Source organism: Collinsella aerofaciens, assembly GCF_015670745.1.
GTDB classification, from domain to species: domain Bacteria; phylum Actinomycetota; class Coriobacteriia; order Coriobacteriales; family Coriobacteriaceae; genus Collinsella; species Collinsella aerofaciens_T.
In genome coordinates, this window is record NZ_JADPCH010000023.1 from 1 (window position 1) to 23,478 (window position 23,478).

Sequence of the window (23,478 nt, forward strand, 5' to 3'; positions counted from 1 at the left end):
TCGTAGAGCGCCTTGCCGTCCTCGAGATAGCCCTCCTGGTCGAAATGCATGATCTCGATCTTCTCGGTTTCCTTCATTTGTCTCTCCTTTCTGGGGTTGTTTCCACATCCCCAATGCCAACGGGCATCAAAACCCGCTTACATTCCGTAACACTCGGCCGCTTTGGCCTTAAGCGCATTGACTGACTCTTCGTAGCCCTCTGCCTTGACCTCCATTTGCTTGGAGACGGCATCAAGATACGGGTGCACGTCCCATGACTTCAGACGCTCGGCTATCATGGCCGCAATCGTCTGGAAGAACACAAGATTGGGAATTGCGCTGAGCAGCGGAGCCACCTGAGGCACCGCAACCTCGTGAGCCCTACCCTTGGGATGGGCCGTGAGCAGCACCGTTTTTGTCGTAACGTTCGATAGCGCATCAGCGATATTCGCAAGACGCTCCGACCCCTGCGGATCGTCGACGATAAACACCAGATAGCCCGGAACGATCTGCATCTCGGGACCGTGGACGAACTCCTCGCCTTCGTGATGCATGGCAGGAATCTTGATGGTCTCGCTCAGCTTGAGGGCCGCCTCTTCGGCAACGCCATAGTTGGGGCCGTTGCCGACGACCATGGCGGGCGTGTGCTCAGAAAGCTCGAGCATGTGGTCTTGGACATATGCCTCGGCGGTCTTGCACATCACGGCATTGGCATGGATAGCCTCGCGCAGGTCGTCAAGACGCTGGGCAACGCCCTTGGCGTCAATCGTTCCGCGCGCCTGACCGCCGTAAATGCCAAAGAGCACCAGGTACTCAACGAGCACCTCGACGCCCAGAGTCACAAAGTCCACCGACTCGACGCCCACACCGTAGTCAAGAACGATGTCAGCGTGTTCCTTGATGGGTGCCTCGACGTTTGCCGTGAGCGCAACTGCAGCCATATCGTGTGCGCGCATGTAATCGAGCGCCGCAATCGTATTGGTCGAATAGCCACTCTGCGAAACGGCAATGTTGAGCACATGCTGCGGATAGGTGTGTTCAAAATCGACGAAGGCCTCGGGCGTCACAACGGACACCTGCATTTGCAGGGCATCTTGCAGGTAATCGCGGGCGCAATCGGCGGCATGGCGCGACGAACCCGAAGCAACGATGCGCAGCGCGTCAAAAGAACCGGACTGGAAAATATCAACGAGCTGCGCTACCAGCTCAGACGAACGCTCGAGGTTCTCCCCCATACGCACATGGGCAAGCTGAACGTAATCGAGCATCTTCATCGTCTCACCTCGTAACAAATCATTAGTATTTGATACCAATCACAGTTACAGGTTACGGCTTTTTGATACCTCTTTGTCGATTAATTTATCCCCATCGGCGAGCGGTCGATTTTGAGCCCTGTAAGGTTGTATATACAGCTGACCCAACGATCAAAACTGGTTAGTTTCCCAGCCGTTATTCACAGAATACCAGCTAGTACGTATAGGTGTAGCCGCCCGTATCGCCACGATTGAAGGACTTTACATACTCGATAGCCTGACCGCTCGCGTCATAGCTCACGCATTCCAAAAGCAAAACAAGATCGCCCTGTTCCAGTCCAAGGAGGCCGGCATCTCGTGCGCCCAGCGCTTCGATATCGAGCTTTTCCTGTGCCATGACTGGCTTTCGGCCCAGCATCTCATAGGTCTCGTACAAACTGAAGACCGACACGTCAATATCTTCGATGGTTGGGAACAGCAGGCAGGGAATCAGCGCCGTCTCAATCGATACGGGGCTACCGTTTATGCAGTTCAGGCGTCGAACGGAATAGAGCAGGTCATCCTCGGCGATGCCAAACAGGTCGGCGTAATATGGCCCCGCATAACGCTTGGAACGCGCGAGAATACGGACGGACGGCTCGCCGCCCGAAGCACGGACCGATTCACGGAAACCGACCGTGCGTTCAAAAAAAGCAGGTACTTTCTGCGCCACAAAGGCACCTTTTCCCCGAACACGGCGAATCTGCCCGCGCCGAACCAGCTCATCGACAGCGCTTCGGATGGTCAAGCGTGTCGTACCAAATTCCTCGGCAAGGTCTTTTTCGGGCGGAATCATGGAACCCGTGGGATATATACCGCGCTCGATACGTTCCTCGATGCGGCGTCGAATGCGCATATAAACCGGGGTGGCATCTACTGTTTCAGCCATTGTTCACCTGCCACGCTCCTCATGCCGTTCTCTTCGCCGTTATCGGCAAAGCGGAACTTTGTGGGCAAAATCACCGATTTGCAATGCTCCACAAAACGCATGTCCTTATCAAATTCGATCGAGCTCTCATAGAACACCGGCGTTCCCTCTTCTTGCTGGAGCAGCTCGGCCTCTTCGGCGTTCAAACGCGAGATGGAGATATGCTCACGTCCATGCTCAACACGCACGCCACCTTCTTTGAGCAAGACATCGTAAAGGCTCTCGCACTCAAAATCGTGCTCGATAAGCGATGGGCACAGGGACAGGTTAACGTGAGCCGTCTCGATTGACGCCGGCTCGCCCTCAATAAGTCGAACGCGCTGCATGCGGAGCAAAGGGGCGCCTACAGCCACCCTAAGCTTGTCGGCAAGCGTCTTATCCGCCTCGATGGTCCCGGTGGAAACCAGACGAGAAGAGGGGTGCAGGCCGGCAGTCCGCACAGCATCGGAGAAGTTATACGTTTCCTGGAAGATGTTCAGCGGCTTGGGAGGACACACATACGTACCCGATCCGCGACGGCTCTCGAGCGTTCCACACGAGATGAGCCGCGTGATACCGGCACGCAACGCCGTACGCGAAACGCCAATCTCTTCGCACAGCACGCGCTCGGCCGGCAGGCGATCACCGCCGGCAAGCTGATGGTGCTGGATATACCAAAGAATTCCCTCAACAGCACGATCTTTGGGGGGAATTGCATAAGATTCGCCTGCCATTGCACAGACTCCTCATTCAGAAACGTATGCCGCCAAAATTAGGCCAGCCCTCCCATGGCATCAAATTCGGCCTTGATCTTCTCGGCGACATTCCGATACGACTTATATAGACTTGAATCGCGTTTGACTTCGTCGGTCATAACGGGAATCTCTAATTTGGAAACCTCGTCTTTTCCCGTCTGAACCGCCACAACAACGCCCATACCAAGACACATATTACGCTTGGCAGCGTTTATTTTCGCCGCCTTGGCAGGATTTGCCAGGATACGCTGGGCAAATTCCTGTTTAGAGACCGCTTCTTCGGCCTCCGGATCGCCCGCCTCGGCCACTTCGCACTGCAACACGTCCGCATAGTCAAAAATCTTCGGCTCGCCGCCGCGCTGATGTACGGCCCACTTGCGATGCGTGGCATCCTGGTAGATAGCCGGCAAAAACGTAAACCGCGGCGGGTCCAAAATCGTATCCGTGATGGTAAACACATCGGGATCAAAGGCATCCTGCGGGTTTTTCTTCTTGAACAGCCCCATATCAGCCTCCCGTACTAGTATTAAACAACTCAAGCTGAATATAGCACCAATTTCAAGCCGCCGCCTTACCCTATCGGTGCGCGGCGTCTATGGCTCGCCCAGCGGAAGAGTTCACGGACGAGGGCCGGGGTGCCTGCCGGCAAATAGCGGACACTCCGCATGCAATCTATGCAAACAAGCAAGTACGCTTAGCTACATTCGGTAAGCTCGAGCACGCTGTCCTTAACGATAAGCGCCGGCTCCAGAACGACCTCTTCGGCACGTCTACCGCCCCTACCGGCAAGACGCTTGGACATGCAGCCAAAAGCATGCTCCGCAAGGACACCAGGATCCTGCTCGATCGCGGTCAGCGCCGGCTCAAAGAGAACGTCGGCCGCCGAGTTGTCATAGCTTACGACCGAGATATCGCCCGGAATGCTCTTCCCCATCTCGTGCAAGCGCTTGAGCAGACCGAGGGCAATGTTATCCGAGCTTGCGAACACGGCGGTGGCGTCAGTTGCGAGCACCGCCTCCGAGGCCTCGTATGCGCTCGGAATGTAGTACTCGCTCTCAAACTCCAAACGCGCGTCAATAGGCAGCCCCACCTCGCGCAGCGCACGCTCATAGCCGGCAAGACGCTTACGACCCGTATTGGAACGGCGCGCATTAACCAAGCAGGCAATGCGACGGTGCCCCTGCTCGATCAAGTAGCGGGTAGCCATGTAGCCACCCATCTCGTGGTCGAACATCACCTTGTCGCACTCGAGCCCCTCAATGGCACGGTCGACCATTACCGCCGGGATGGGTAGATGGCTGACCTCTTCGCGCAGGGCGCGGTCGTCGGAGAACTCGTCACCCACGACCAAGAACACACCATCGACGCCGCGCGTCACTAGCTGGCGCAGGAGCTCCAGATCGTCCTCGGCACTTCCGCCCGAACTGGTAATAAAGAGCGCATAGCCGTCCTCGCGGCAGCGCTTTTCCAAGCTGCCGGCGAGCGAAGCAAAAAAGCGGCTCTCGATGTTAGGGACGATAAGGCCAAGCGTGCGCGACTCGCGCATGACCAGGCTACGCGCGATCTGGTTAGGAACATAATGATTGCGCGACGCGACCTCTTTGATGCGCTTGCGGTTTTCTTCCGAGATGCGACAAGGCCGATTGTTGAGAACAAGCGAGACCGACGAAGGGGAAAGCCCCACCTCCTGGGCAATCTGCTTGAGAGTAACTTTGTTGCCCATCTCGCTCCTTCCGAATATTCGCGCAATCTCTTAAAAGTATAGCGACCGTCCCTCTACCTCGATGATAAACACTTTACCAATCCGGTAGACGGCTGTTTTATCGCCGCGATTGGTGCAAAGCAACCTGACCCCTTTGCACCATGTGATGCATTGGGGTCAGGTTGCTTTGCACCAAATCCATCCGGGTGGGGTATATTGCATTCGATTGATGAAAACGACCACCAACCATAAGGCGGATATTCGTATGCACGAAAATGACTTTTTTAACGAGGACCTGCTCTGCGCGCTCGCCGGTGTTGCCGGCGAGGACAACGTGCTCATGAGCGAGCCCATGCGCGAGCACACCACGTTTAAGATCGGCGGCCCGGCCGACGTCTTTGTCACGCCCGATACCGAGCAGGGACTCGTCGCCACGCTTGACACCTGCTACCGCTGCGATCTGCCGCTCACCATTGTGGGCAACGGTTCCGACCTGCTCGTCGGTGACAAGGGTATCCGCGGTGTCGTCGTGGCACTGGGCGAAGGCCTCTCTAACATCACCGTCGACGGCACGCATGTTACGGCAGCAGCCGGCGCCTTGCTTTCCGATGTCGCCGCGGCTGCCGCCGAAGCCTGCCTCACCGGCATGGAGCCCCTCTCGGGCATCCCCGGCTCGGTCGGCGGCGCCTGCTATATGAACGCCGGTGCCTACGGCGCCTGCATGGCCGATGTTTTGGAGTCCGTGCGCGTCTATAAGCCCGCCCGCGCGCTCGACGACGGCACCCGCGGCAGCGGCAATATCATTGAGTTCGATGTCGACGAGCTTAACCTGGGCTATCGCAAGAGCCGCATCGCCGACGACGGCTTTATCGTGCTCTCTGCCACCTTTCACCTCGCCCCGGGCAACGCCGCGATGATCAAGGCCGACATGGACGACTACCGCCAGCGCCGCGAGGACAAGCAGCCGCTCGACATGCCGAGCGCCGGCTCCACTTTCAAACGCCCCGAGGGCTACTTTGCCGGCAAGCTCATCATGGATGCCGGTCTGCGCGGCCATGCTGTCGGCGGCGCGCAGGTGAGCGAAAAACACTGCGGCTTCATCGTCAACGCCAACCACGCCACCGCCGCCGACGTCGACGAACTCATCCGCGACATCCAAGCCAAAGTCAAAGAGCAGTTCGGCGTAGACCTACAACCCGAAGTCCACCGAGTAGGCGAATTCCTCTAAAAAGAAGGCCCCGAAAGGGGCCTTCACTTTCTTTAATTCAGACAACCAGTCCGGTGTGTCGCGCTCAGGACCCGAGAGGGCCGGGACAGTCCGAGAGGTATAAGGTTGATCGCGAGTTCCGCACGAGCCGGAGAGCACTTAATGTGCTCTCCGTGCGAGCAGGACTGTCCGAGCAGGCAACCTTATACCTCTCGGACTGTCCCGGCCCAACTTATCGTTACGACAGCGCAATACCGCCAAGCCAGCCCCAGCGCACGCCAGAGCCAGTGCCGTAGAACCCAATGAACGAGTCAAGCGACCTCGACGTGATGGCGCCCTCATTGCTCATGACGATGCCGCCGCCAACATAGATGCCCACGTGGCCATAGATCAGACCCGGCATGCCGGTGCCGCTATGCGATGAGTCGGCCACGATCATGCCCACCTGCAGCGCCGAGCGGTCGGAGCTATAGCACCAGGCGTTAAACATGTCGCACGCATTGCCGCCAAAGTAGCCAACGCCGGCGTTACGGAAGACATTGGTAACCCACGCCGCGCACCAGTTCTGGCCCGGCGAAGGCGTGGAGTAGCACGCGTTGACGACGGCCTGTTGCTTGCCCGAGCCGGCATTCTGCTGCGGAGTTCCGGGCGCATACGATCCGCCACCCGAGCTCGAACCACCCGAGTAGGAATTGTTCTTGTTCGCGGCGGCCGCGGCAGCGGCGGCCTTCCTGGCGGCCTCCTCGGCCTGGGCGGCAGCGAGAATCTCGGAATCACGCTGAGCCATGAGCTCCTTGACATCGTCAGAGAGGCCGTTCAGAACCGTCTGGACTTCCTGCTGCTTGGCCTGCATGTCCTGCATCTGGGCAGTCTGCTGGTCCTTGAGCTTCTCTAAGTCGGCCTTCTGCGACTCGAGCTCGGTCTTTTGCGCATCGAGCTCTTCCTGGATGGTCTGAATGTCCTCGATGGCGTCGCGGTCGCTCTTGTTGATCTTCTCAACGTAATGCGCGTTGGCGACGAGTTCCTCAAACGAGCCAGAGGCCAGCAGCAGCGACAGGATGTTCGTGCCGCCGGACTTGTAGCTGGCGGCCACGCGATCGGAAAGGTCGTTGCGCTTCTTCTTGAGCTCGGCCTTCTTTTCATCGATCTGGGCCTGCGTGTCGTCAATCTTGCCCTGGACATTCTCGATGTCGTTGAGGGTCTGGGCATTCTTGTTGGCCAGCGCCGCATACTCATTTGCGATGCTGTCGAGCTGGGCCTGAACCTCGTCGAGCTGGGCCTGGGCGGCATTCAGTTTATCGGTGGTTTCTTTGGAAGCCTCCGCCGCATGGGCGCGAGCGGGCAGGCCAAAAAGAACTGCCGCAGAAGCGGCGCCGAACAGGGCCTTGAGGGCAGTGCGGCGCGAGAGCTCCTGGGAAAGGATGGAATCGCTGTTTGGTGACATATGTACTCCGTTACATGCTTATTTATATGTCGCTCAACTCATACATATTAGCGTACATATGGCGCGTCCCAACGATTTCCACGAACGGCAGGAAACTGCAAGGTCAGCGGCTCGTAAGCAAATGCCAAAGATCAGGTTATGCGTACGCAAGCTCTTCTATGAGTACGTTAGCACAATCCTCTGCTTTTCCTACAGCGCACGATTTGGGCGTCCCCGCCTGCGCTATACTCCCCTGAAGAAGTGTTCCTGATTCGATAGGAGACTACATGTCCAAAGCACTCGACCCCAAAGACACCTGTGTCCTCGTTACCGGTGGCGCCGGCTTTATCGGCTCGCACACCGTCGTTCAGCTGCTCGAGGGTGGCTACCAGGTCGTCATCGTCGATGATCTCTCCAACTCCAGCGCCGTCGCCGTCGACCGCGTCAAGACCATCGTGGGCGACGAGGCCGCCAAGAACCTCACCTTCTACGAGGCCAACGTGCTCGACCGCGATGCGATGAACAAGATCTTCGATACCCATCAGATCGACCGCGTCATCCACTTTGCCGGCTTTAAGGCCGTCGGCGAGTCGGTGAGCAAGCCCGTCGAGTACTACCACAACAACATCGAGAACACCCTGGTGCTCATCGACGTCATGCGCAACCATGGCTGCAAGTCCATCATCTTCTCGAGCTCCTCGACCGTCTACGGCGACCCGGACAACCCGCCCGTCACCGAGGAGGATCCTAAGAAGCCCGCGACCAACCCCTATGGTTGGACCAAGTGGATGATCGAGCAGATCCTTATGGACGTCCACACCGCCGACCCCGAGTGGGACGTCGTGCTGCTCCGTTACTTCAACCCCATTGGCGCTCATCCGTCGGGCCTGATCGGCGAGGACCCCAAGGGCATCCCCAACAACCTGGTGCCCTATGTCGCCCAGGTTGCCGTGGGCAAGCTCGAGGCCGTTCAGGTCTTTGGCAACGACTACCCCACCCCCGACGGCACCGGCGTGCGCGACTACATCCACGTGTGCGATCTGGCCTCTGGTCACGTTGCCGCCCTTAATTGGATGAACGGCAAGACCGGCGTCGAGATCTTTAACCTGGGCACCGGCACCGGCACCTCGGTACTCGAGGTCGTCGCCGCCTTCTCCAAGGCTTGTGGCAAGGAGCTGCCCTACGTGATCCGCGAGCGCCGCGCCGGCGACATCGCTGCCAACTGGTGCGATGCCTCCAAGGCCGAGCGCATGATGGGCTGGAAGGCCCAGTACGACATCGCGGACATGTGCCGCGATAGCTGGAACTGGCAGAGCCACAACCCCAACGGCTTCGCCGACGCCGAGTAGCAAAAACCTACATACCGCTCTTGCCCCGATCTCACGTTGTGAGGTCGGGGCTTTTTCATGGCATGTAACCATTCGCCGAAAATCGACCAACTTTTTTATCTTGCCTGTACATGTTTAAACAACATGTTTTACAATAGGCGTACCGAATCAGAACATCGGAGGCGGACTGCACACCCATCGGCAGGCCGACCCCACAACAAGAAGGTTGGTGAGCGCATTCATGGAGCGTGCAAGCGGCGTCCTCATGCCCGTCTCATCTCTGCCCGGACCATACGGAATCGGCGGCTTTGGCTGGAATGCCTACGACTTCGTCGATTTTCTCGCCTCGTGCAAACAACATTACTGGCAGATTCTGCCCCTTACGACGACCAGCTATGGCGATTCGCCCTATCAGTCGTTCTCGGCCCGCGCAGGCAACCCCAACTTTATCGACTTTGCCGAGCTTATCGAGGCAGGGTATCTGGAGCAGCGCGATATCGATGGCGTGTATCTGGGATCCGACCCCAGCAATGTCGACTACGGTGCTATCTTTGACGGCCGCCGTCAGATTCTCGACCGCGCCGCTGAGCGCTTTGCTGCCGACAAGCCGGCCGATTTCGATGACTTTATCCAGGCCAACGAGGACTGGCTCATCCCCTACTGTGAGTTCATGACCGTCAAAGAGGAGTGCGGTCTCAAGGCGTTTTGGGAGTGGCCCGCGGAGCTCCGCACCCGCGGCGAGGCTTCCGCCAAGGTCTGCGCCGACCATCCGGCGCATATGCTCTACCACCAGATGACGCAGTACTTTTTCGATCGCCAGTGGAGCCGCCTCAAGGCCTATGCCAACGAGCGCGACATTCTCATCATCGGCGACCTGCCCATCTATGTCTCGCGTGACTCCGTCGAGATGTGGGCGACACCTGAGCTCTTTAAGATCGACGCCGCCGGCAATCCGGTGAGCGTCGCCGGCACGCCGCCCGACCAGTTCTCGGCCACCGGCCAGTACTGGGGCAACCCCATCTACGACTGGGACGCCATGGAGTCCGACGGCTTCTCCTGGTGGGAGGGCCGCATTCGCGCCGCCCTCGACATGTACGACGTCATCCGCCTGGATCACTTCCGCGGCTTCGAGGCCTATTGGGAGGTGCCGTTCTCCTCACCCGATTCGTCCTACGGTTCGTGGACGCAGGGTCCCGGCCTCAAGTTCTTCAAGACGCTCGAGGAAAAGCTCGGCACGCTGCCCATCATCGCCGAGGACCTGGGCTTCCTCACCCCCGGCGTCATCGACATGCGCGACAACTCGGGCTTCCCCGGCATGAAGATCCTGCAGTTTGCCTTTGAGGGCACCAACTCGTACTACCTGCCGCATAACTACATCGCCAACACCGTCGCCTATGTGGGCACCCACGACAACGAGACGGCGCGCGGTTGGTTTGAGGGAACGGCCACCCCGCGTCAGCGTGAGCAGGCAGCCCTGTACACCCATCAGCAGGCCGGCGAACCCATGGCAGATGCACTCAATCGCACCATCGCCGCCAGCGTGAGCGACACGTGCATCTACACCATGCAGGATCTGCTCAACTTGGGCAACGAGGCGCGCATCAACACCCCTGCCACGCTGGGCGGCAACTGGACCTGGCGCATGCTCGACGGCGCCATCACCCGCGAGCTCGAGCACAAACTCACCGACTGGACCGAGACCTACTTCCGCATCCCGTCGGAAGCCGAAATCGAGCTTCCTCAATAGGAGCTACCGCGCCCGACCCCTCCCCACCGTGCGGACGCGCTTGCTTTTCCCGCGCGAGGCCACCCCAATCCCCTCGCGCGGGCTTCTTATGAATTGCAGACATGAAACAACCCATCACAGGAGAAAACATGCCCCAAATTAACCTCATGGAACTCGCCGAGCAGTCTTTTGGCACCTCGCTCGAGCAGCTCGACGACCGTCGCATTTACAAGCTACTGGTCAAACTCGTGCAGGAGCGCTCCGCCGCCCGCCCGCTCAACAACGGCAAGAAAAAGCTCTATTACATTTCCGCCGAATTTTTGATCGGCAAGCTGCTCATCAACAACATGATCGACCTCGGCATCTACGACGAGGTTAAGGACCAGCTCACCGCCGCAGGCCACGACCTCAACAAAATCGAGGAATTCGAGGTCGAGCCGTCACTCGGCAACGGCGGCCTGGGCCGCTTGGCCGCATGCTTCCTGGATTCCATCGCCACGCTGGGCTTGACCGGCGATGGCGTGGGCCTCAACTATCACTACGGTCTGTTCCGTCAGCGCTTTGTCGACAACCAGCAGAAGGCCGTCCCCGACGAGTGGCTCGGTGAGCAGGACATCCTAGTCGACGATGACCGCTCCTACACCGTCGAGTTCGGCGATTTTGCCGTTACCTCCAAGCTCGTCAACATCGATGTGCCCGGTTACGGCCAGTCCACCAAGAACCGCCTGCGCCTGTTCGACCTGGCGAGCGTCGACGACGGCCTGGTCCCCGGCAGTTCCATCGACTTCGACAAGACCGAGATCGCCAAGAACCTCACCTTGTTCCTCTACCCCGACGATTCCGACGAGCAGGGCCGCCTACTTCGCATCTATCAGGAGTACTTCATGGTGAGCAACGCCGCCCAGCTCCTGATCGACGAGGCCGTCGAGCGCGGCAGCAACCTGCACGATCTGGCCGATTACGCCGTTGTCCAGATCAACGACACGCACCCCACCATGGTCATTCCCGAGCTCATTCGCTTGCTCACCACCGAGCATGGCATCGAGTTTGACGAGGCCGTGACCATCGTACGCTCCATGGTCGCCTACACTAACCACACGATTCTTGCCGAGGCGCTCGAGAAGTGGCCGCTCGCCAGCCTACAGAAGGTCTCCCCTGCCATCGCCGACATTATCGTCAAGCTCGATGAGATCGCGAAGGCCGAGCACGATGACCCGCGCGTCGCCATCATCGACAAACACGATACCGTCCACATGGCCCACATGGACATCCACTTTGGCTTCTCCATCAACGGCGTAGCCGCCCTCCACACCAAGATCCTGGAGGACACCGAGCTTCATCCGTTCTACGAAATCTATCCCGAGAAGTTCTCCAACAAGACCAACGGCATCACCTTCCGCCGCTGGATCCATGGGGCCAACCCCGCGCTCGCCAGCCTGCTCGACGATGTGATCGGCACCGACTGGCGCAGCACCGGCGATCTGAGCAAACTCGCCAAGTTCGCCGACGACAAGGACGTTCTTGAGCGCCTGGCCGCCACCAAGGTCGAGGCCAAGGCCATCATGCGCCAGTTCATGGCGCTCGAGCAGGGCGTGACCATTCCCTCCAACGCCATCATCGACGTCCAGGTCAAGCGCATCCACGAGTACAAGCGCCAGCAGATGCTCGCGCTCTACATCATCTGGAAGTACCTCGATATCAAGAACGGCAACAGACCTAAGCACCCCGTCACCATCATCTTTGGCGGCAAGGCGGCGCCTGCCTACACTATCGCGCAGGACATCATCCATCTGATCTTGACGCTGTCGCAGTGGATTGCAAACGACCCCGACGTGGCTCCCTACCTGCAGGTTGTCATGATCGAGAACTACAACGTCACCGCCGCCGAGCGCGTGATCCCCGCCGCTGACATCTCCGAGCAGATCAGCCTGGCCTCCAAGGAGGCGAGCGGCACCTCCAACATGAAGTTCATGCTCAACGGCGCCCTAACCCTATGCACGCTCGACGGTGCCAACGTGGAGATTGCCGAGCTCGTGGGCGACGAGAACATCTATACCTTTGGCGCCTCTTCCAAACAGGTCGAGCAGCTCTATGCCAACGGCACCTATGACGCCGGTGTGCTCTACCGCAAGCCCGGCATTAAACTGCTGGTGGACTTCATCACCAACCCGGCCTTTATGGCGACCGGCAATGCCGAGCGCCTGCAGCGCCTGCACGACGACATTAAGGGCAAGGACTGGTTTATGGCCCTGCTCGACATTGAGGAGTACATCCAGACCAAGGAGCGCGTGCTGGCCGACTATGAGGACCAGGACGCCTGGATGCGCAAGGCGCTCATCAATATCACCAACGCCGGCACCTTCTCGTCCGACCGCACCATCTCCCAGTACAACGACGAGATTTGGCACCTGAGCTAATTTCGTTTCCTTTACCCATCCTCTTGAAAGCGGAGTCGTGGCAACGCGGCTCCGCTTTTTGTGCCCGCACGCTACCCTGTGACCCGACTCGACCAAACAATCTCGATCTGTAACAGCTACTCGGTAAAAACGGCCCCAGCTGTTACAGATTGAGACATACCGGCCCCTCCCCTTGGGTTTATCTCAATCTGTAACATCTAGCAGCTGAAATTCACCTTTGGTGTTACAGATTTAGATGAAATGGTTAGCTCAGCGGAACCGTCTCGATCTGTAACATCTAACGTCCGAAATCAGCCTCACCCGTTACAGATCGAGACAAACGACCGGTCAGACAGCCCCAACACAAAGAAAGGCTCCCCTCTCGCCCAGTGGACGGGAGGGGAGCCTTATATGTGACCGCGGCAAAAGGATGGCAATACCGCAGTCGCCCAAAGGAAGGGCCTGGATGCACCGGGCCTAGATAAGGTTCTTGCCAGAGACCTTATCGAAGAGGTGGGTCGCGTTCTTCTCGAACTTGAACCAGATGGTGTCGCCAGCCTTGAGCGCGCCCTTGGCCTCGAGGTCGACGACGGGGATAATCAGGACAAACTGGCCGTCGGGAGCGGTCACGTGGACATGCTCGGTCGAGCCCATGAGCTCGGTCACCTCGACGGTACCCTGGAGCGCGCCCTCCTCGTCCTTGTCGGCAAGCAAAATCTGCTCGGGGCGCACGCCGGCCGTGATCTCCTTCACGTCGCCGCCGTCCCAGTTGAGAGCAAGCTGAGCGCAGGTCTCGGGAGCGAGCGCCACGTTCATATCCTCGGTCTTGACGGTAAAGCCGTTGCCCGAGCGCACCAGCTGGGCATCGAAGAAGTTCATCTGCGGCACGCCGATAAAGCCGGCAACGAAGATGTTCGCGGGATGACTGAAGACCTCCTGCGGGGTGGCGATCTGCTGGACGACGCCGTCCTTCATGACCACGATACGGTCACCGAGAGTCATAGCCTCGGTCTGGTCGTGAGTAACATAAATGAACGTGCCCTTGATCTCGTGGCGCAGCTTAATGAGCTCGGCACGCATCTGGTTACGAAGCTTGGCGTCCAGGTTGGACAGCGGCTCGTCCATCAGGAAGACCTTGGGGTCACGCACGATGGCGCGGCCGATAGCGACACGCTGGCGCTGGCCGCCGGAGAGCGCCTTGGGCTTACGGTCGAGGTACTCGGTAATGCCCAGAATCTCGGCAGCAGAGCGAACCTTGCGGTCGATCTCGTCCTTGGGAACTTTCTTGAGCTCAAGCGTAAACGCCATGTTCTCGTACACCGTCATATTGGGGTACAGAGCATAGCTCTGGAACACCATGGCGATGTCGCGGTCCTTGGGCGCCACGTCGTTGACGCGCTTGCCGTCGATGAGCACATCGCCCGAGGTGATGTCCTCCAGGCCGGCGACCATGCGCATCGTCGTGGACTTACCGCAGCCAGAGGGGCCAACGAGGACGACGAACTCCTGGTCGTGAACGGTGAGGTTGAAGTCCTCTACAGCGAGCACACCGTCCTCGGTAACCTTGAGGTTGTGCTTCTTCTCCTCGGTCTTCTTCTTTTTGCCAAAGAAGCCCTTCTTTTTGGACTCGGTGTTGGGATACACCTTCTGAACATGTTTGAGAACGATCTCGGCCATGTCTTTACCTTTCGATATGCGGCGCCGCGCTGAGGGGCGCCGCAGAAACTTGCAAAACAGTTACGGCATCAGCCCTTGACGGCACCTGCCACCACGCCGTCGATGATGTACTTCTGGCAGAGGATGTACATGATGACGATGGGGATAACGACCATCATGATGCAGGCCATCATGGGGCCGAGCTCGACGTGGCCGTAGCCGCCGCGGAAGTACTGGATCAAGATAGGAATGGTCTTGTACTTGGTGGAGTCGAGGGTAAGGTAGGGCAGCAGATAGTCGTTCCAGACCCACATGGTCTCGAGGATGCCGACCGAAAGATAGGTGGGCTTCATGATGGGAAGGACGATCTTAAAGAACACCTGGACCGGGTTGCAGCCGTCGATCATGGCCGCCTCCTCGATCTCGAGCGGGATGTTCTTTACAAAACCGGCGAACATAAAGACCGCCAGGCCCGCGCCAAAGCCCAGATAGATAAAGCAGATGTTGAACGGCGTGTTAAAGCCGATGCGGTCCGCCAAATTGGACAGCGTGAACATGAGCATCTGGAACGGTACGACCATCGAGAACACGAACAGGTAATAGAAGAAGTTCGAGATCTTGCTGTTGACGCGCACCACGTACCAAGCGCACATGGAGCAGCACACCAGAATCAGCACGACCGACGTAACCGTGATGATGAGCGAGTACATAAATGCCGAGGCAAAGCCCTGCTCGTTAAGGGCGTGCACGTAGTTTGCAAGGCCGTTGAACGTCTCGGGCGTGAGCAGATCGAACGCCGTGGTGGTGCTGATTGCAGTTGCCTTTTTAAAGGAATTGAGCGCGATCATAAACACGGGGTAGATCCACGCGAGCGACAGGATCGTAAAGAAAATCGAGAGCGCGCGGTTGATAACCTTATCGCGTTTCATTACTGCTGCACCTCCTTGGACCTCGTGGCCTTAAGCTGGATCATGGAGATGGCCACGACCAGGATGCAGAAGATAACCGCCTTGGCCTGACCAATGCCCTGCCATGCGATACCGGCACGCGAATAGAACGTGTTGTAGATGTTCAGGGCGAGCATCTCGGTGGAGTGCGCGGGGGCGCCGCCGGTAAGGGCGAGGTTCTGGTCGAACAGCTTAAAGCCGTTGGTGATGGACAGGAACAGGCAGATGGTGATGGTCGGCATCAGGTTAGGGATCTTAACCTTCCAAAACGTCTGCCATGCCGTAGCGCCGTCGACCTTGGCGGCCTCGATGTAGTCGGACGGAATGGACTGCAGACCAGCGATGTAGATGATCATCATGTAGCCGACCTGCTGCCACAGGGTCAGGATGATAAGGCCCCAGAAGCCAGCAGCAGAGTTAAGAGCGATGAGCTGGGCGCCCACGTTGGAGAGCAGGCAGTTGATCAGAATCTGCCAAATGTAGCCCAGCACGATGCCGCCGATCAGGTTAGGCATAAAGAAGATCGTACGGAAGATGTTGGTGCCTTTGAGCGCCTTGCGGGTGAGCGCCTGCGCAATGGCCAGGGCGATCACGTTGATGAGCACCGTCGACAGGAAGGCAAACGCCACGGTAAAGAAGAACGACGTGGAGAACTGCGGATCGGACAGCGCGCGCACGTAGTTCTCGATACCGACAAAGTGCGCGTTACTAATGATAATAAACTGGCAGAACGAGAGATAGAAGCCCTGGATAAAAGGGATCACGAACCCGATCATAAACGCCAGGCACGTGGGCAGCATAAAGAGCGGCCACCAGCGCTTGAGTGCTTTGCCCATAAAAGGGTCCTTTCAATATGCAGGGGGCGGGCAAACCAACGTCTGCCCGCCCCCTGTCGCTAATCAGATAGCTTGGGCAGCAACTGCTTACTCGGAAGCGGCCTTCTCGGTCTTCCAGCCATCGACGAAGGCGTTCTTGACGCCGTCCCACTTGGTGTTATCGGCAGCGTAGGCAATCAGAGCCTGCTTGAGGTTCTTCTTCCACTCCTCGGAGGGAATGTAGACGAAGTCCCAAGCGACGGTCTTCTTGCCGTCCTTGGCCATGGCAACGGCCTGCTGCGAGAAGACGTTGGTAGTCTCCTTGGCGCTCTTGAACGGAGCGGTCAGACCCATCTTGTCGGCGATGATGCTGGTCGGGGTGTCAGCGGTGACGCACCAATACATGAAGTCCTCGGTGGCCTTCTGGGCATCCTCGGAAGCCTGGGAACTGACGCACCAGTAGTTCTCGCCGCCGGAGCACAGGCCCTGGTTCTCCTCGCCGTCAACACCGATGTAGATCGGCATCATGCCAATCTGATCGTCGGTCATGCCGGCCTTGACGAGGTCAGAGTAGGCCCAAGAGCCGTTCTGGTAGAAGACGGCCTTGCCGGTTGCGAACTCGTTGGTGGCGTCGTCGCCGGTCTTGGAAGCAAGCTGCGAAGGATCGCAGGTGGAGTCGGTGATGTACAGGTCGAAGATCTGCTTGTAGTTGTCGAGGAACTCACCCTTGATCTCGTCGTCCTCCTGGTTGTGCTCCTTCTCAAACTCGTAGTAGAGCGGCATGTTGGCAAGGTGGGTGGTGTAGCGCCAGCTGGAGGAGTCGTCCATGCCGGCGGAAGTGAAGGCACCCTCGACACCAAGCTCGTCCTTGCGGGCCTGGATGTCATCGGCACAAGCCTTCAGCTTGTCGAAGGAGTTGATGTCCTCGGCCTTGTAGCCAGCCTTCTCGAGCAGCTGCTTGTTGTAGATGATGCCGAAGCTCTCCTGGACCCAGTCGATGCACACATCCTTGCCGTCGGACTGCAGAGCCAGGGAGTCGTCAATGAGCTCACCGCGGAGCTTGGTATCGGACAGGTCGGCGCAGTAATCCTTCCAGTTCTTAAGACCGGTGGGGCCGTTGACCTGGAACAGGGTCGGAGCGGAGCTCTTGGACATCTCGGACTTGAGCTTCTCCTCGTAGGTGTTGGAGGCAGCGGTCACGATCTTGACCTCGACGCCCTTCTCCTTCTTATAGGCCTTGGCGATCTCCTTCCACTCCTTGTCGACCTCGGGCTTGAATTGGAGGAAGTAGACCTCGGCAGCGTCACCAGAAGCAGAGGAGCCGGAGCCGGCAGAACCACCGCAACCCACGAGGCCCAGACCAAGAACTGCAGCCGCGGAACCAGCAAAGCCCAGGAACTGCCTTCTGCTCATTTCGTTCTTCATTACAATCCACCCTTTCACACCGTGGCGGCACCCTTTGCCGCCGCCTTCGGAGATTGGCTCGGGGACTTTGCCCCTTTTGCTGATTTGAACGATACGCTATTTGGCTAGTTGTTTGAACAAGTATTACTAGAGCGGTAGAAAAACTTCGGTGAACGGTAATTTCAACTTGATACTTGACAAGTTTTGTATAAACAATTATTTGTTATCGAATGCAGAGAAAACGCCCGGTCAAGCCGATGTACCGTCGGTTTGACCGGGCGTTTTCTCTTTGAGGCCATGAGTCTCGTCAGGCTGCGAGCTAGCCGGCTATCGCTTGGAATTGACGCGGTAATGGAAGATCTCGGGGTGTGTGCGAGTGTGCGTCACCTCAAACAAGATGCCATCCGAGGTGTACGACTGACTCTCCATGACGGCAACGCAGTTGTATTTGCCGAGGTCAAGATAGCTGCAGTCCTCATCGTTGGCGAGCTCGACACTCACCGTACGACGGCTCGCCATCACTTTGACACCGCGCTTGTGCTCCAGATAGCCGTAAATAGAATCTGCCGCGATCTCGGGAGTCAGGCCCTTGGCGATCGACGCCAAAAAATAGCCATGGTCCACTTGGCGCGCGTCGCCGTTGAGGCTTCGGACACGCACTACGCGAATCAACTCCTCGCCCACCTTAAAGCCCAGGTGACGAGAGAGTTGCTCGGTGCAAACCAGATGTTCGAAAGACTTAACGTCCGTCGATGCAACGGCATTGTTGCGCTTTGCAAACTCGCCAAACGACTCAACCTCTTCGAGTGCGCCCAACATGTCGGTTTCGCCCTTAAGCCAAATAACGCGCACGCCCTTGCCGTGTATGGGCTGCACAAACATCCCGTCGGCCAGCATACCCAAGGCGCGACGGACGGTATTGCGAGTGCATCCGAACTCCGCGGTCAGCTCGGCTTCGGTTGGCAGCATCTCCTGAAACGCATAGGTCCCATTAATGATGCGCGAGCGTATTTCTCGGTAGATTCCTTCGTATATCGCTTTTGGCATTGTTTCACCTCTACATTATTCATTTCCGGCTAGGCACGATAGCATTTCTTAAAGTTGTTTAAACCGAATATCGGTAAAGCGACAGGATTTAACCGTTGACGGTTTCTGTCATGCCCAAATCGGTTTCGCTCAAAACTGCCGGTACGACAATCGTCTGGTCCTCTACAATGAATCCATTGTTTAAACGTTTCCCCACGCGCAACGCGCCTCGATATTCGGAAGGCAGAACATGCTGCAAAAAATCCAACGCTTTGGCGGGGCAATGTTCGCGCCCGCCATGCTGTTTTCTATATCAGGCCTCATGGTCGGCGTCTCCGCTCTCGCAACGACTGCGGACATCGTCGGCGATCTCGCCGTATACGGAACCCCTTGGTACGTTTTTTGGACCATCATCCAGCGCGGCTCGTGGACGGTCTTTAAACGCCTCCCGCTCCTTTTTGCCGTAGCGCTGCCCATCGGTCTTGCCCAAAAACAACCGGCTCGTTGCTGCCTCGAGGCTCTCGTCGCCTATTTTGCCTACTGCTTCTTTTTGAGCGAGATCATTAAGCTGAGCGGAGACAACCTTGGACTTGAGTACCCGTCATCTTTGACCTCCGCCAGCGGTATCACCGTCATCGACGGCATCAAGACGCTCGACACCGGCATTATCGGCCCGCTGGCGGTATCGGCAACCGTCGTTGCCATCCATGACCGCTTCTACGATGCCAAGGTTCCCGATTGGCTCGGCACCTTCTCGGGCTCCTCGCTGGTCTACCTCATCAGCTTTTTTGCCGTGTTTGCCCTTGCTACTATCTCGGCCGCCATCGTGCCCTACGTATACGATGTAACCGATACGCTGCGTCACGCGCTTGCAGGCGTCGGTCCCTTTGGCGTGGGCATCTTTGTCTTTTTAGAACGAGCACTCGAGCCCTTTGGCCTGCACCACCTGCTCTACATGCCGATCTACTACGACAACCTGGTCATTAACGACGGCATCTACGCCACGTGGAGCAGTTTGCTCCCCATCCTCTCCCATAGCACGCGCCCCCTTAATGAGCTTGCGCCGTGGGCCGGTTTTACCGCCACCGGCTGGGTCAAGCTCTTTGGTCTTCCTGCCATCGCAGCTGCGTTCTACTCCACCGCAAAACCCGAGCGCCGCGCCGGCCTCAGGGTCATCCTTGTTCCCGCCATCATCGCCTCGGTGGTTTGCGGCGTTACCGAGCCACTCGAGTTTCTCTTTATGTTCACCCACCCCGGGCTCTTTTTGCTCTACGCCGTCTTATCGTCTTGCCTTGCCACAACCATGAATCTCTTTGGTATCGTCGGCATCTTCTCGGGCGGCCTCATGGAGATGGCAGCCTTCAACTTTATTCCGCTCATGCGCACGCATGCCGGTGCCTATCTTTTGGCGCTCGGTATCGGCCTTGCCTTTAGCCTCATCTTTTTTGTTAGTTTTCGAGCACTCATCTTGGTCTATGACCTTAAGACACCGGGCCGCGAGGATCATGTTGCCAATCGCGCAGCAATCGATTGTTTAACGGGAAGCGACTTTGCCAAAGAGCAATCCCCCAATGACGAGGTCGATAGTCGATCCGATCAAGATCACGTCCTCGCTGAGCGGGTAATTCAGCTTTTAGGTGGCGTTGGCAATATCGTGGGCGCAACCAACTGCGCCACGCGCCTGCGCGTCGAGGTCGCAGACCCTTCCATCGTTGCAGATAACGCGTCGTTTGTCGCGGTGGGCGCCAAGGGCCTCATCATTACGGGCAAGACCGCCCAGGTGGTCATCGGCATCTCCGTTCCCCGCGTTAAAGAGCATTTTGACCAGATCATGGGCCTCGAGCCGGAATTTGCGCCCACCACCTCGGCCTCCCCTGCCGCCAGCGCAGCCCATAAGCGCGGCGATATCTGCTTCTTCGATATCGACGGAACGCTCGCCTGGCAAGACCCTCGAGTGGCACAAGAGCTTCCCGAGAGCGAGCGTGACCTGTCCCCTTATCCCAACGAGGCGGTCTCGCAGGCCATCCGCGATTTCGTTGCAAACGGCAACATGGCCTTTATCTGCACAGGACGCACCCTCAGCTGCATCCACCCCAAACTTCTTGAGCTGCCCTGGACCGGCATCGTCTGTCTTGCGGGCGGTTACGCCGAGATCAACGGACACGCAATTCGCGATCTGTCGATGACGCCCAGTATGCTGCAGCGTCTTGCCCCCTACCTTGAGCAATCGGGCGAGGTCATCCGCTTTGAGGGCCTCAACGGCGTCGTGCGCATGAGTGCCGATGCCCCCGATGCTCCCGGATACGCGCGCACCCTGGGCGACGCAGTCACGCAGCTGCAACATTACAGTGTCTACAAGATCTTGATGTCTACATCGCTCGCCAACCACATCGCTCAAGATAAGGCACTTGAGCCGCTGCTGTGCTTTAACGAGCTCGAACTCGAGGTAACCGAAATCTCGCCCCGCGAATGCACGAAGCGCGGGGGCATCCAGTCTGTACTCGACGCCCTCGATCCCCACCACGGAACCGTGTACGGCATCGGCGACGCCAGCAATGACGTCTCGCTGATGAACGCCGTCGATGTCGGCATTGCGATGGGCAACGCACCGGACTATCTCAAGGATAAGGCCGATTACGTGACCGACACCGTCGATCACGACGGCGTCGTTGCGGCGCTCGAGCATTTTAGGCTGATTTAGGCACGCTCCATCAAACGCACGCCCGTTGTCCTAAATCGCCAAAACTGCCGCGCTAAACGCCCTGATGTGGCAATATGTTGTCTGCATATTGCATCAATGCAACCTCAGAAAGAATGCGAGAACCCGTGTCCAGTCCGTTTACCAGCTTTTTAGCCCAGCACTTTGACCAGATTAACGACTATCTGGCCACGTTCTTTGACGGACAGGCGACCTCTGCCGATATCGAGCGCTACCTGTATGCGCCGCTCTCGGCTTTTACGGCCAACGCCGGCAAGCGCCACCGCCCGCTTATCTGTATGCTCGCCGCAACCGCAGTGGGCGGCAGCTTTGAGAGCGCCCGCAGCGCCGCGGCAGCCATCGAGCATTTCCAGTCGGGCGCGCTGATCCACGACGACATCGCCGACAACGGACAGCTTCGTCGAGGCAAGCCCTGCATGCACCTTACCGAGGGCACGGGCCTTGCCATCAATTGTGGCGACCTGGCGCTCACCATGGTCACCAAGACGGTTCTCGACGACCCTACGCTTGAGTCCGACGTGAAGCTGCGCGTGCTCCACGAGCTTACCGAGATGATCGTCCGCACCATCGAGGGTCAAGCGCTCGACCTGGGTTGGGTCCGTGACGGGCGCTTTGATATCTCGGTTGATGACTACCTGGACATGGCAACGCACAAGACCGCGTTTTACAGCGGAGCCACGCCGCTTGCCGCCGGAGCCATTATCGGCGGCGGCAGCGATAAGCAAATCGAAGCGCTGCGCGCCTTTGGCCTGCACACGGGCCTTGCCTTTCAGATTCAGGACGACCTGCTCAACCTTGTCGGCACTAAGGAAGCCGCCAACAAGGACTTCCGCACCGACATCACCGAGGGCAAGCGCACGCTTGTCGCCGTACATGCCCTCTCTGATGAGCGCTACCACGACGAGGTCGAGGCGATTCTTTCCTCGGGCACCGATGATCCCGCGCAGCTCGCACGCGCCGTGGAGATCTTCCAAGAGACCGGCTCCATCGATTACGCCCACACTTACGCGCTCGACCTGACCGCTAAGGCCAAAGCGGCCATCGAGAACGTTGAGCTTGATCCGCACGCACGCGAGCTGTTCCTCTCCATGGCAGATTTCTTTGTGGAGCGCCTTAACTAACGGGGGTTATAAAACCTGTCAGCAGCGTATTTAGGCACAACTTGCTACACTGTTGAGTGCATGTTTATGCATCCCTTTGCGTTGTCTATCCGACAGACGCTCAAATAGTACGAATGGTACGCCGAAAGGGGTTCGTTCATGGAACCTATTACAACGGGCATGCAAGGAGCAGCCGTCGAGGACGTGCAGTCTCGTCTCCTGCAGCTCGGCTACACGATTGATGCCGCCGAAGTCACCGACAAGTACTTTGGAGCCACCACTGAGCAGGCCGTCAGCACCTTCAGGCTCGACAGCGGCCTTGCTGCCGGTCATGCCGTCGATATCCCCTGCTGGAGCGCCCTTGTAGACGCTTCGTATAAGCTGGGCGACCGCACCCTCTATCTGCGCATGCCCAATTTCCATGGCGCCGATGTGCAGGCCCTGCAGCGCGCTCTCAACGTTTTGGGCTTTGCCTGTGGCGAAGACGACGGCTACTTTGGTCCGCATACCGAGGCCGCCCTGCAGCAGTTCCAGGAAAATGTCGGCCTGTTTGCCGACGGCATGGCCTTCCAGGACACCTACGCCTACATCAACCGCCTGCACCATGTGTGGGAGGGCAAGCCCTCGGTCACCGAAGCCGAGTCCCGCATCGGTTTTGCTCGCGCCGCCAACGTGCTCGAGCGCTTCCAGATTGCCGTTATCGGCGAGGACCCCATCGCACGCAGTGTTGCGTCGCGCATGTGGAATATCGCCACGGCAACGACCGACAACAGCGGCATGATGCTCTGCGACTCCGAGGTCCCAACCGACGTTGACCTGGTGCTCGAGATCGCAAGCGACGAGCTGCCCGCCGACGCCGCACCGCGCGCCACGATTGCCCTCGCCGAGTGTCACAACCTGGCCCAGCGCATCCGTACTGCCAATGTTGCCGCGCAGCAGAAGCCGGCACGCATTCGCATTGAGCTCACGGGCATGACGCGCTACAACGGCACCTTCACGGCCAGCGACGCGCAGACACTCGCCGTACGCCTGCTCGATGGCGTTTGCGATGCCCTCGCAGATTAGGTAAACTAAACGAGTTGCTTTTGGGCAACAC

At 58.2% G+C, this 23,478-nt stretch carries 18 protein-coding genes; 7 read left to right on the forward strand and 11 right to left on the reverse strand.

The window, feature by feature from the left end; translation table 11 throughout:
* Window positions 1–137: 137 nt before the first annotated feature.
* The 5 genes from I4W07_RS08075 to I4W07_RS08095 all read right to left on the reverse strand — a co-directional run bounded on the left by I4W07_RS08075 (window position 138) and on the right by I4W07_RS08095 (window position 4,656).
* Window positions 138–1,253, reverse strand: coding sequence for an SIS domain-containing protein (locus I4W07_RS08075; RefSeq protein WP_196026284.1), 1,116 nt, complete (start codon window positions 1,251–1,253; stop codon window positions 138–140).
* A gap of 193 nt (window positions 1,254–1,446) precedes the next feature.
* Entirely contained in the window at window positions 1,447–2,160 is a 714-nt protein-coding gene (locus I4W07_RS08080) for a GntR family transcriptional regulator (RefSeq protein ID WP_196026285.1), read from the reverse strand.
* Entirely contained in the window at window positions 2,145–2,912 is a 768-nt protein-coding gene (locus I4W07_RS08085; protein ID WP_196026286.1) for a GntR family transcriptional regulator, read from the reverse strand. The genes I4W07_RS08080 and I4W07_RS08085 overlap by 16 nt, the downstream gene beginning before the upstream one ends.
* A gap of 38 nt (window positions 2,913–2,950) precedes the next feature.
* Window positions 2,951–3,439, reverse strand: a complete 489-nt coding sequence (locus I4W07_RS08090; protein WP_138113439.1) for a hypothetical protein — start codon at window positions 3,437–3,439, stop codon at window positions 2,951–2,953.
* A 188-nt stretch (window positions 3,440–3,627) separates the two neighbouring features.
* Window positions 3,628–4,656, reverse strand: coding sequence for a LacI family DNA-binding transcriptional regulator (locus tag I4W07_RS08095; RefSeq protein WP_196026287.1), 1,029 nt, complete (start codon window positions 4,654–4,656; stop codon window positions 3,628–3,630).
* 244 nt (window positions 4,657–4,900) lie between these two features.
* Between I4W07_RS08095 and murB the strand changes: the two genes are divergently transcribed.
* Window positions 4,901–5,863, forward strand: coding sequence for a UDP-N-acetylmuramate dehydrogenase (gene murB / locus I4W07_RS08100; RefSeq protein ID WP_196026288.1), 963 nt, complete (start codon window positions 4,901–4,903; stop codon window positions 5,861–5,863).
* Window positions 5,864–6,080: 217 nt separating this feature from the next.
* Here the strand turns inward: murB and I4W07_RS08105 are convergent, their stop codons facing one another.
* Window positions 6,081–7,286: a coiled-coil domain-containing protein gene (locus tag I4W07_RS08105; RefSeq protein ID WP_196026289.1), complete on the reverse strand. Its 1,206-nt coding sequence runs from the start codon at window positions 7,284–7,286 to the stop codon at window positions 6,081–6,083.
* Window positions 7,287–7,552: 266 nt separating this feature from the next.
* Here I4W07_RS08105 and galE point away from each other — a divergent pair, with 266 nt between their 5' ends.
* From galE to glgP, 3 genes are all read left to right on the forward strand, one after another.
* On the forward strand, window positions 7,553–8,614 hold the full coding sequence (galE, locus tag I4W07_RS08110) for a UDP-glucose 4-epimerase GalE (RefSeq protein ID WP_006235870.1): 1,062 nt from the start codon (window positions 7,553–7,555) through the stop codon (window positions 8,612–8,614).
* 208 nt (window positions 8,615–8,822) lie between these two features.
* The gene (malQ, locus tag I4W07_RS08115; RefSeq protein ID WP_233504904.1) at window positions 8,823–10,340 is read left to right on the forward strand and encodes a 4-alpha-glucanotransferase; all 1,518 of its coding nucleotides are present in this window, start codon (window positions 8,823–8,825) and stop codon (window positions 10,338–10,340) included.
* A gap of 128 nt (window positions 10,341–10,468) precedes the next feature.
* Window positions 10,469–12,736 (forward strand): glycogen/starch/alpha-glucan family phosphorylase, encoded by a 2,268-nt coding sequence (gene glgP, locus I4W07_RS08120; protein WP_230317562.1) that lies wholly within the window; start codon window positions 10,469–10,471, stop codon window positions 12,734–12,736.
* A 456-nt stretch (window positions 12,737–13,192) separates the two neighbouring features.
* Here glgP and I4W07_RS08125 read toward each other — a convergent pair whose 3' ends face one another.
* From I4W07_RS08125 to I4W07_RS08145, 5 genes are all read right to left on the reverse strand, one after another.
* A complete protein-coding gene (locus I4W07_RS08125) occupies window positions 13,193–14,392 on the reverse strand; it encodes an ABC transporter ATP-binding protein (protein ID WP_196026291.1) in 1,200 nt (399 codons plus the stop codon).
* 68 nt (window positions 14,393–14,460) lie between these two features.
* Window positions 14,461–15,300, reverse strand: coding sequence for a carbohydrate ABC transporter permease (locus tag I4W07_RS08130; RefSeq protein ID WP_196026292.1), 840 nt, complete (start codon window positions 15,298–15,300; stop codon window positions 14,461–14,463).
* Window positions 15,300–16,154 carry a carbohydrate ABC transporter permease gene (locus I4W07_RS08135; RefSeq protein WP_006235864.1) on the reverse strand — a complete coding sequence of 285 codons (855 nt, stop codon included), beginning with the start codon at window positions 16,152–16,154 and terminating at the stop codon, window positions 15,300–15,302. Before I4W07_RS08135 ends, I4W07_RS08130 begins: the two co-directional genes overlap by 1 nt.
* Before the next feature lie 87 nt (window positions 16,155–16,241).
* Entirely contained in the window at window positions 16,242–17,558 is a 1,317-nt protein-coding gene (locus I4W07_RS08140) for an ABC transporter substrate-binding protein (protein WP_195240873.1), read from the reverse strand.
* A gap of 306 nt (window positions 17,559–17,864) precedes the next feature.
* A complete protein-coding gene (locus I4W07_RS08145; protein ID WP_196022637.1) occupies window positions 17,865–18,584 on the reverse strand; it encodes a GntR family transcriptional regulator in 720 nt (239 codons plus the stop codon).
* A 229-nt stretch (window positions 18,585–18,813) separates the two neighbouring features.
* On the opposite strand from I4W07_RS08145, the gene I4W07_RS08150 reads away from it, so the two are divergent.
* The 3 genes from I4W07_RS08150 (at window position 18,814) to I4W07_RS08160 (ending at window position 23,447) form a co-directional block, all read left to right on the forward strand.
* Window positions 18,814–21,264 carry a PTS transporter subunit EIIC gene (locus I4W07_RS08150; RefSeq protein ID WP_196026293.1) on the forward strand — a complete coding sequence of 817 codons (2,451 nt, stop codon included), beginning with the start codon at window positions 18,814–18,816 and terminating at the stop codon, window positions 21,262–21,264.
* A 125-nt stretch (window positions 21,265–21,389) separates the two neighbouring features.
* Window positions 21,390–22,403, forward strand: coding sequence for a polyprenyl synthetase family protein (locus I4W07_RS08155; protein ID WP_055252170.1), 1,014 nt, complete (start codon window positions 21,390–21,392; stop codon window positions 22,401–22,403).
* A 138-nt stretch (window positions 22,404–22,541) separates the two neighbouring features.
* On the forward strand, window positions 22,542–23,447 hold the full coding sequence (locus tag I4W07_RS08160; RefSeq protein ID WP_022094145.1) for a peptidoglycan-binding domain-containing protein: 906 nt from the start codon (window positions 22,542–22,544) through the stop codon (window positions 23,445–23,447).
* Window positions 23,448–23,478: the final 31 nt, after the last annotated feature.

Bases quoted from the DNA above. Each gene is read 5' to 3' on its own strand.
- I4W07_RS08075 (WP_196026284.1), bottom strand. From the start codon at position 1,253: ATGAAGATGCTCGATTACGTTCAGCTTGCCCATGTGCGTATGGGGGAG.
- I4W07_RS08080 (WP_196026285.1), bottom strand. From the start codon at position 2,160: ATGGCTGAAACAGTAGATGCCACCCCGGTTTATATGCGCATTCGACGC.
- I4W07_RS08085 (WP_196026286.1), bottom strand. From the start codon at position 2,912: ATGGCAGGCGAATCTTATGCAATTCCCCCCAAAGATCGTGCTGTTGAG.
- I4W07_RS08090 (WP_138113439.1), bottom strand. From the start codon at position 3,439: ATGGGGCTGTTCAAGAAGAAAAACCCGCAGGATGCCTTTGATCCCGAT.
- I4W07_RS08095 (WP_196026287.1), bottom strand. From the start codon at position 4,656: ATGGGCAACAAAGTTACTCTCAAGCAGATTGCCCAGGAGGTGGGGCTT.
- murB (WP_196026288.1), top strand. From the start codon at position 4,901: ATGCACGAAAATGACTTTTTTAACGAGGACCTGCTCTGCGCGCTCGCC.
- I4W07_RS08105 (WP_196026289.1), bottom strand. From the start codon at position 7,286: ATGTCACCAAACAGCGATTCCATCCTTTCCCAGGAGCTCTCGCGCCGC.
- galE (WP_006235870.1), top strand. From the start codon at position 7,553: ATGTCCAAAGCACTCGACCCCAAAGACACCTGTGTCCTCGTTACCGGT.
- glgP (WP_230317562.1), top strand. From the start codon at position 10,469: ATGCCCCAAATTAACCTCATGGAACTCGCCGAGCAGTCTTTTGGCACC.
- I4W07_RS08125 (WP_196026291.1), bottom strand. From the start codon at position 14,392: ATGGCCGAGATCGTTCTCAAACATGTTCAGAAGGTGTATCCCAACACC.
- I4W07_RS08130 (WP_196026292.1), bottom strand. From the start codon at position 15,300: ATGAAACGCGATAAGGTTATCAACCGCGCGCTCTCGATTTTCTTTACG.
- I4W07_RS08135 (WP_006235864.1), bottom strand. From the start codon at position 16,154: ATGGGCAAAGCACTCAAGCGCTGGTGGCCGCTCTTTATGCTGCCCACG.
- I4W07_RS08140 (WP_195240873.1), bottom strand. From the start codon at position 17,558: ATGAAGAACGAAATGAGCAGAAGGCAGTTCCTGGGCTTTGCTGGTTCC.
- I4W07_RS08145 (WP_196022637.1), bottom strand. From the start codon at position 18,584: ATGCCAAAAGCGATATACGAAGGAATCTACCGAGAAATACGCTCGCGC.
- I4W07_RS08150 (WP_196026293.1), top strand. From the start codon at position 18,814: ATGCTGCAAAAAATCCAACGCTTTGGCGGGGCAATGTTCGCGCCCGCC.
- I4W07_RS08160 (WP_022094145.1), top strand. From the start codon at position 22,542: ATGGAACCTATTACAACGGGCATGCAAGGAGCAGCCGTCGAGGACGTG.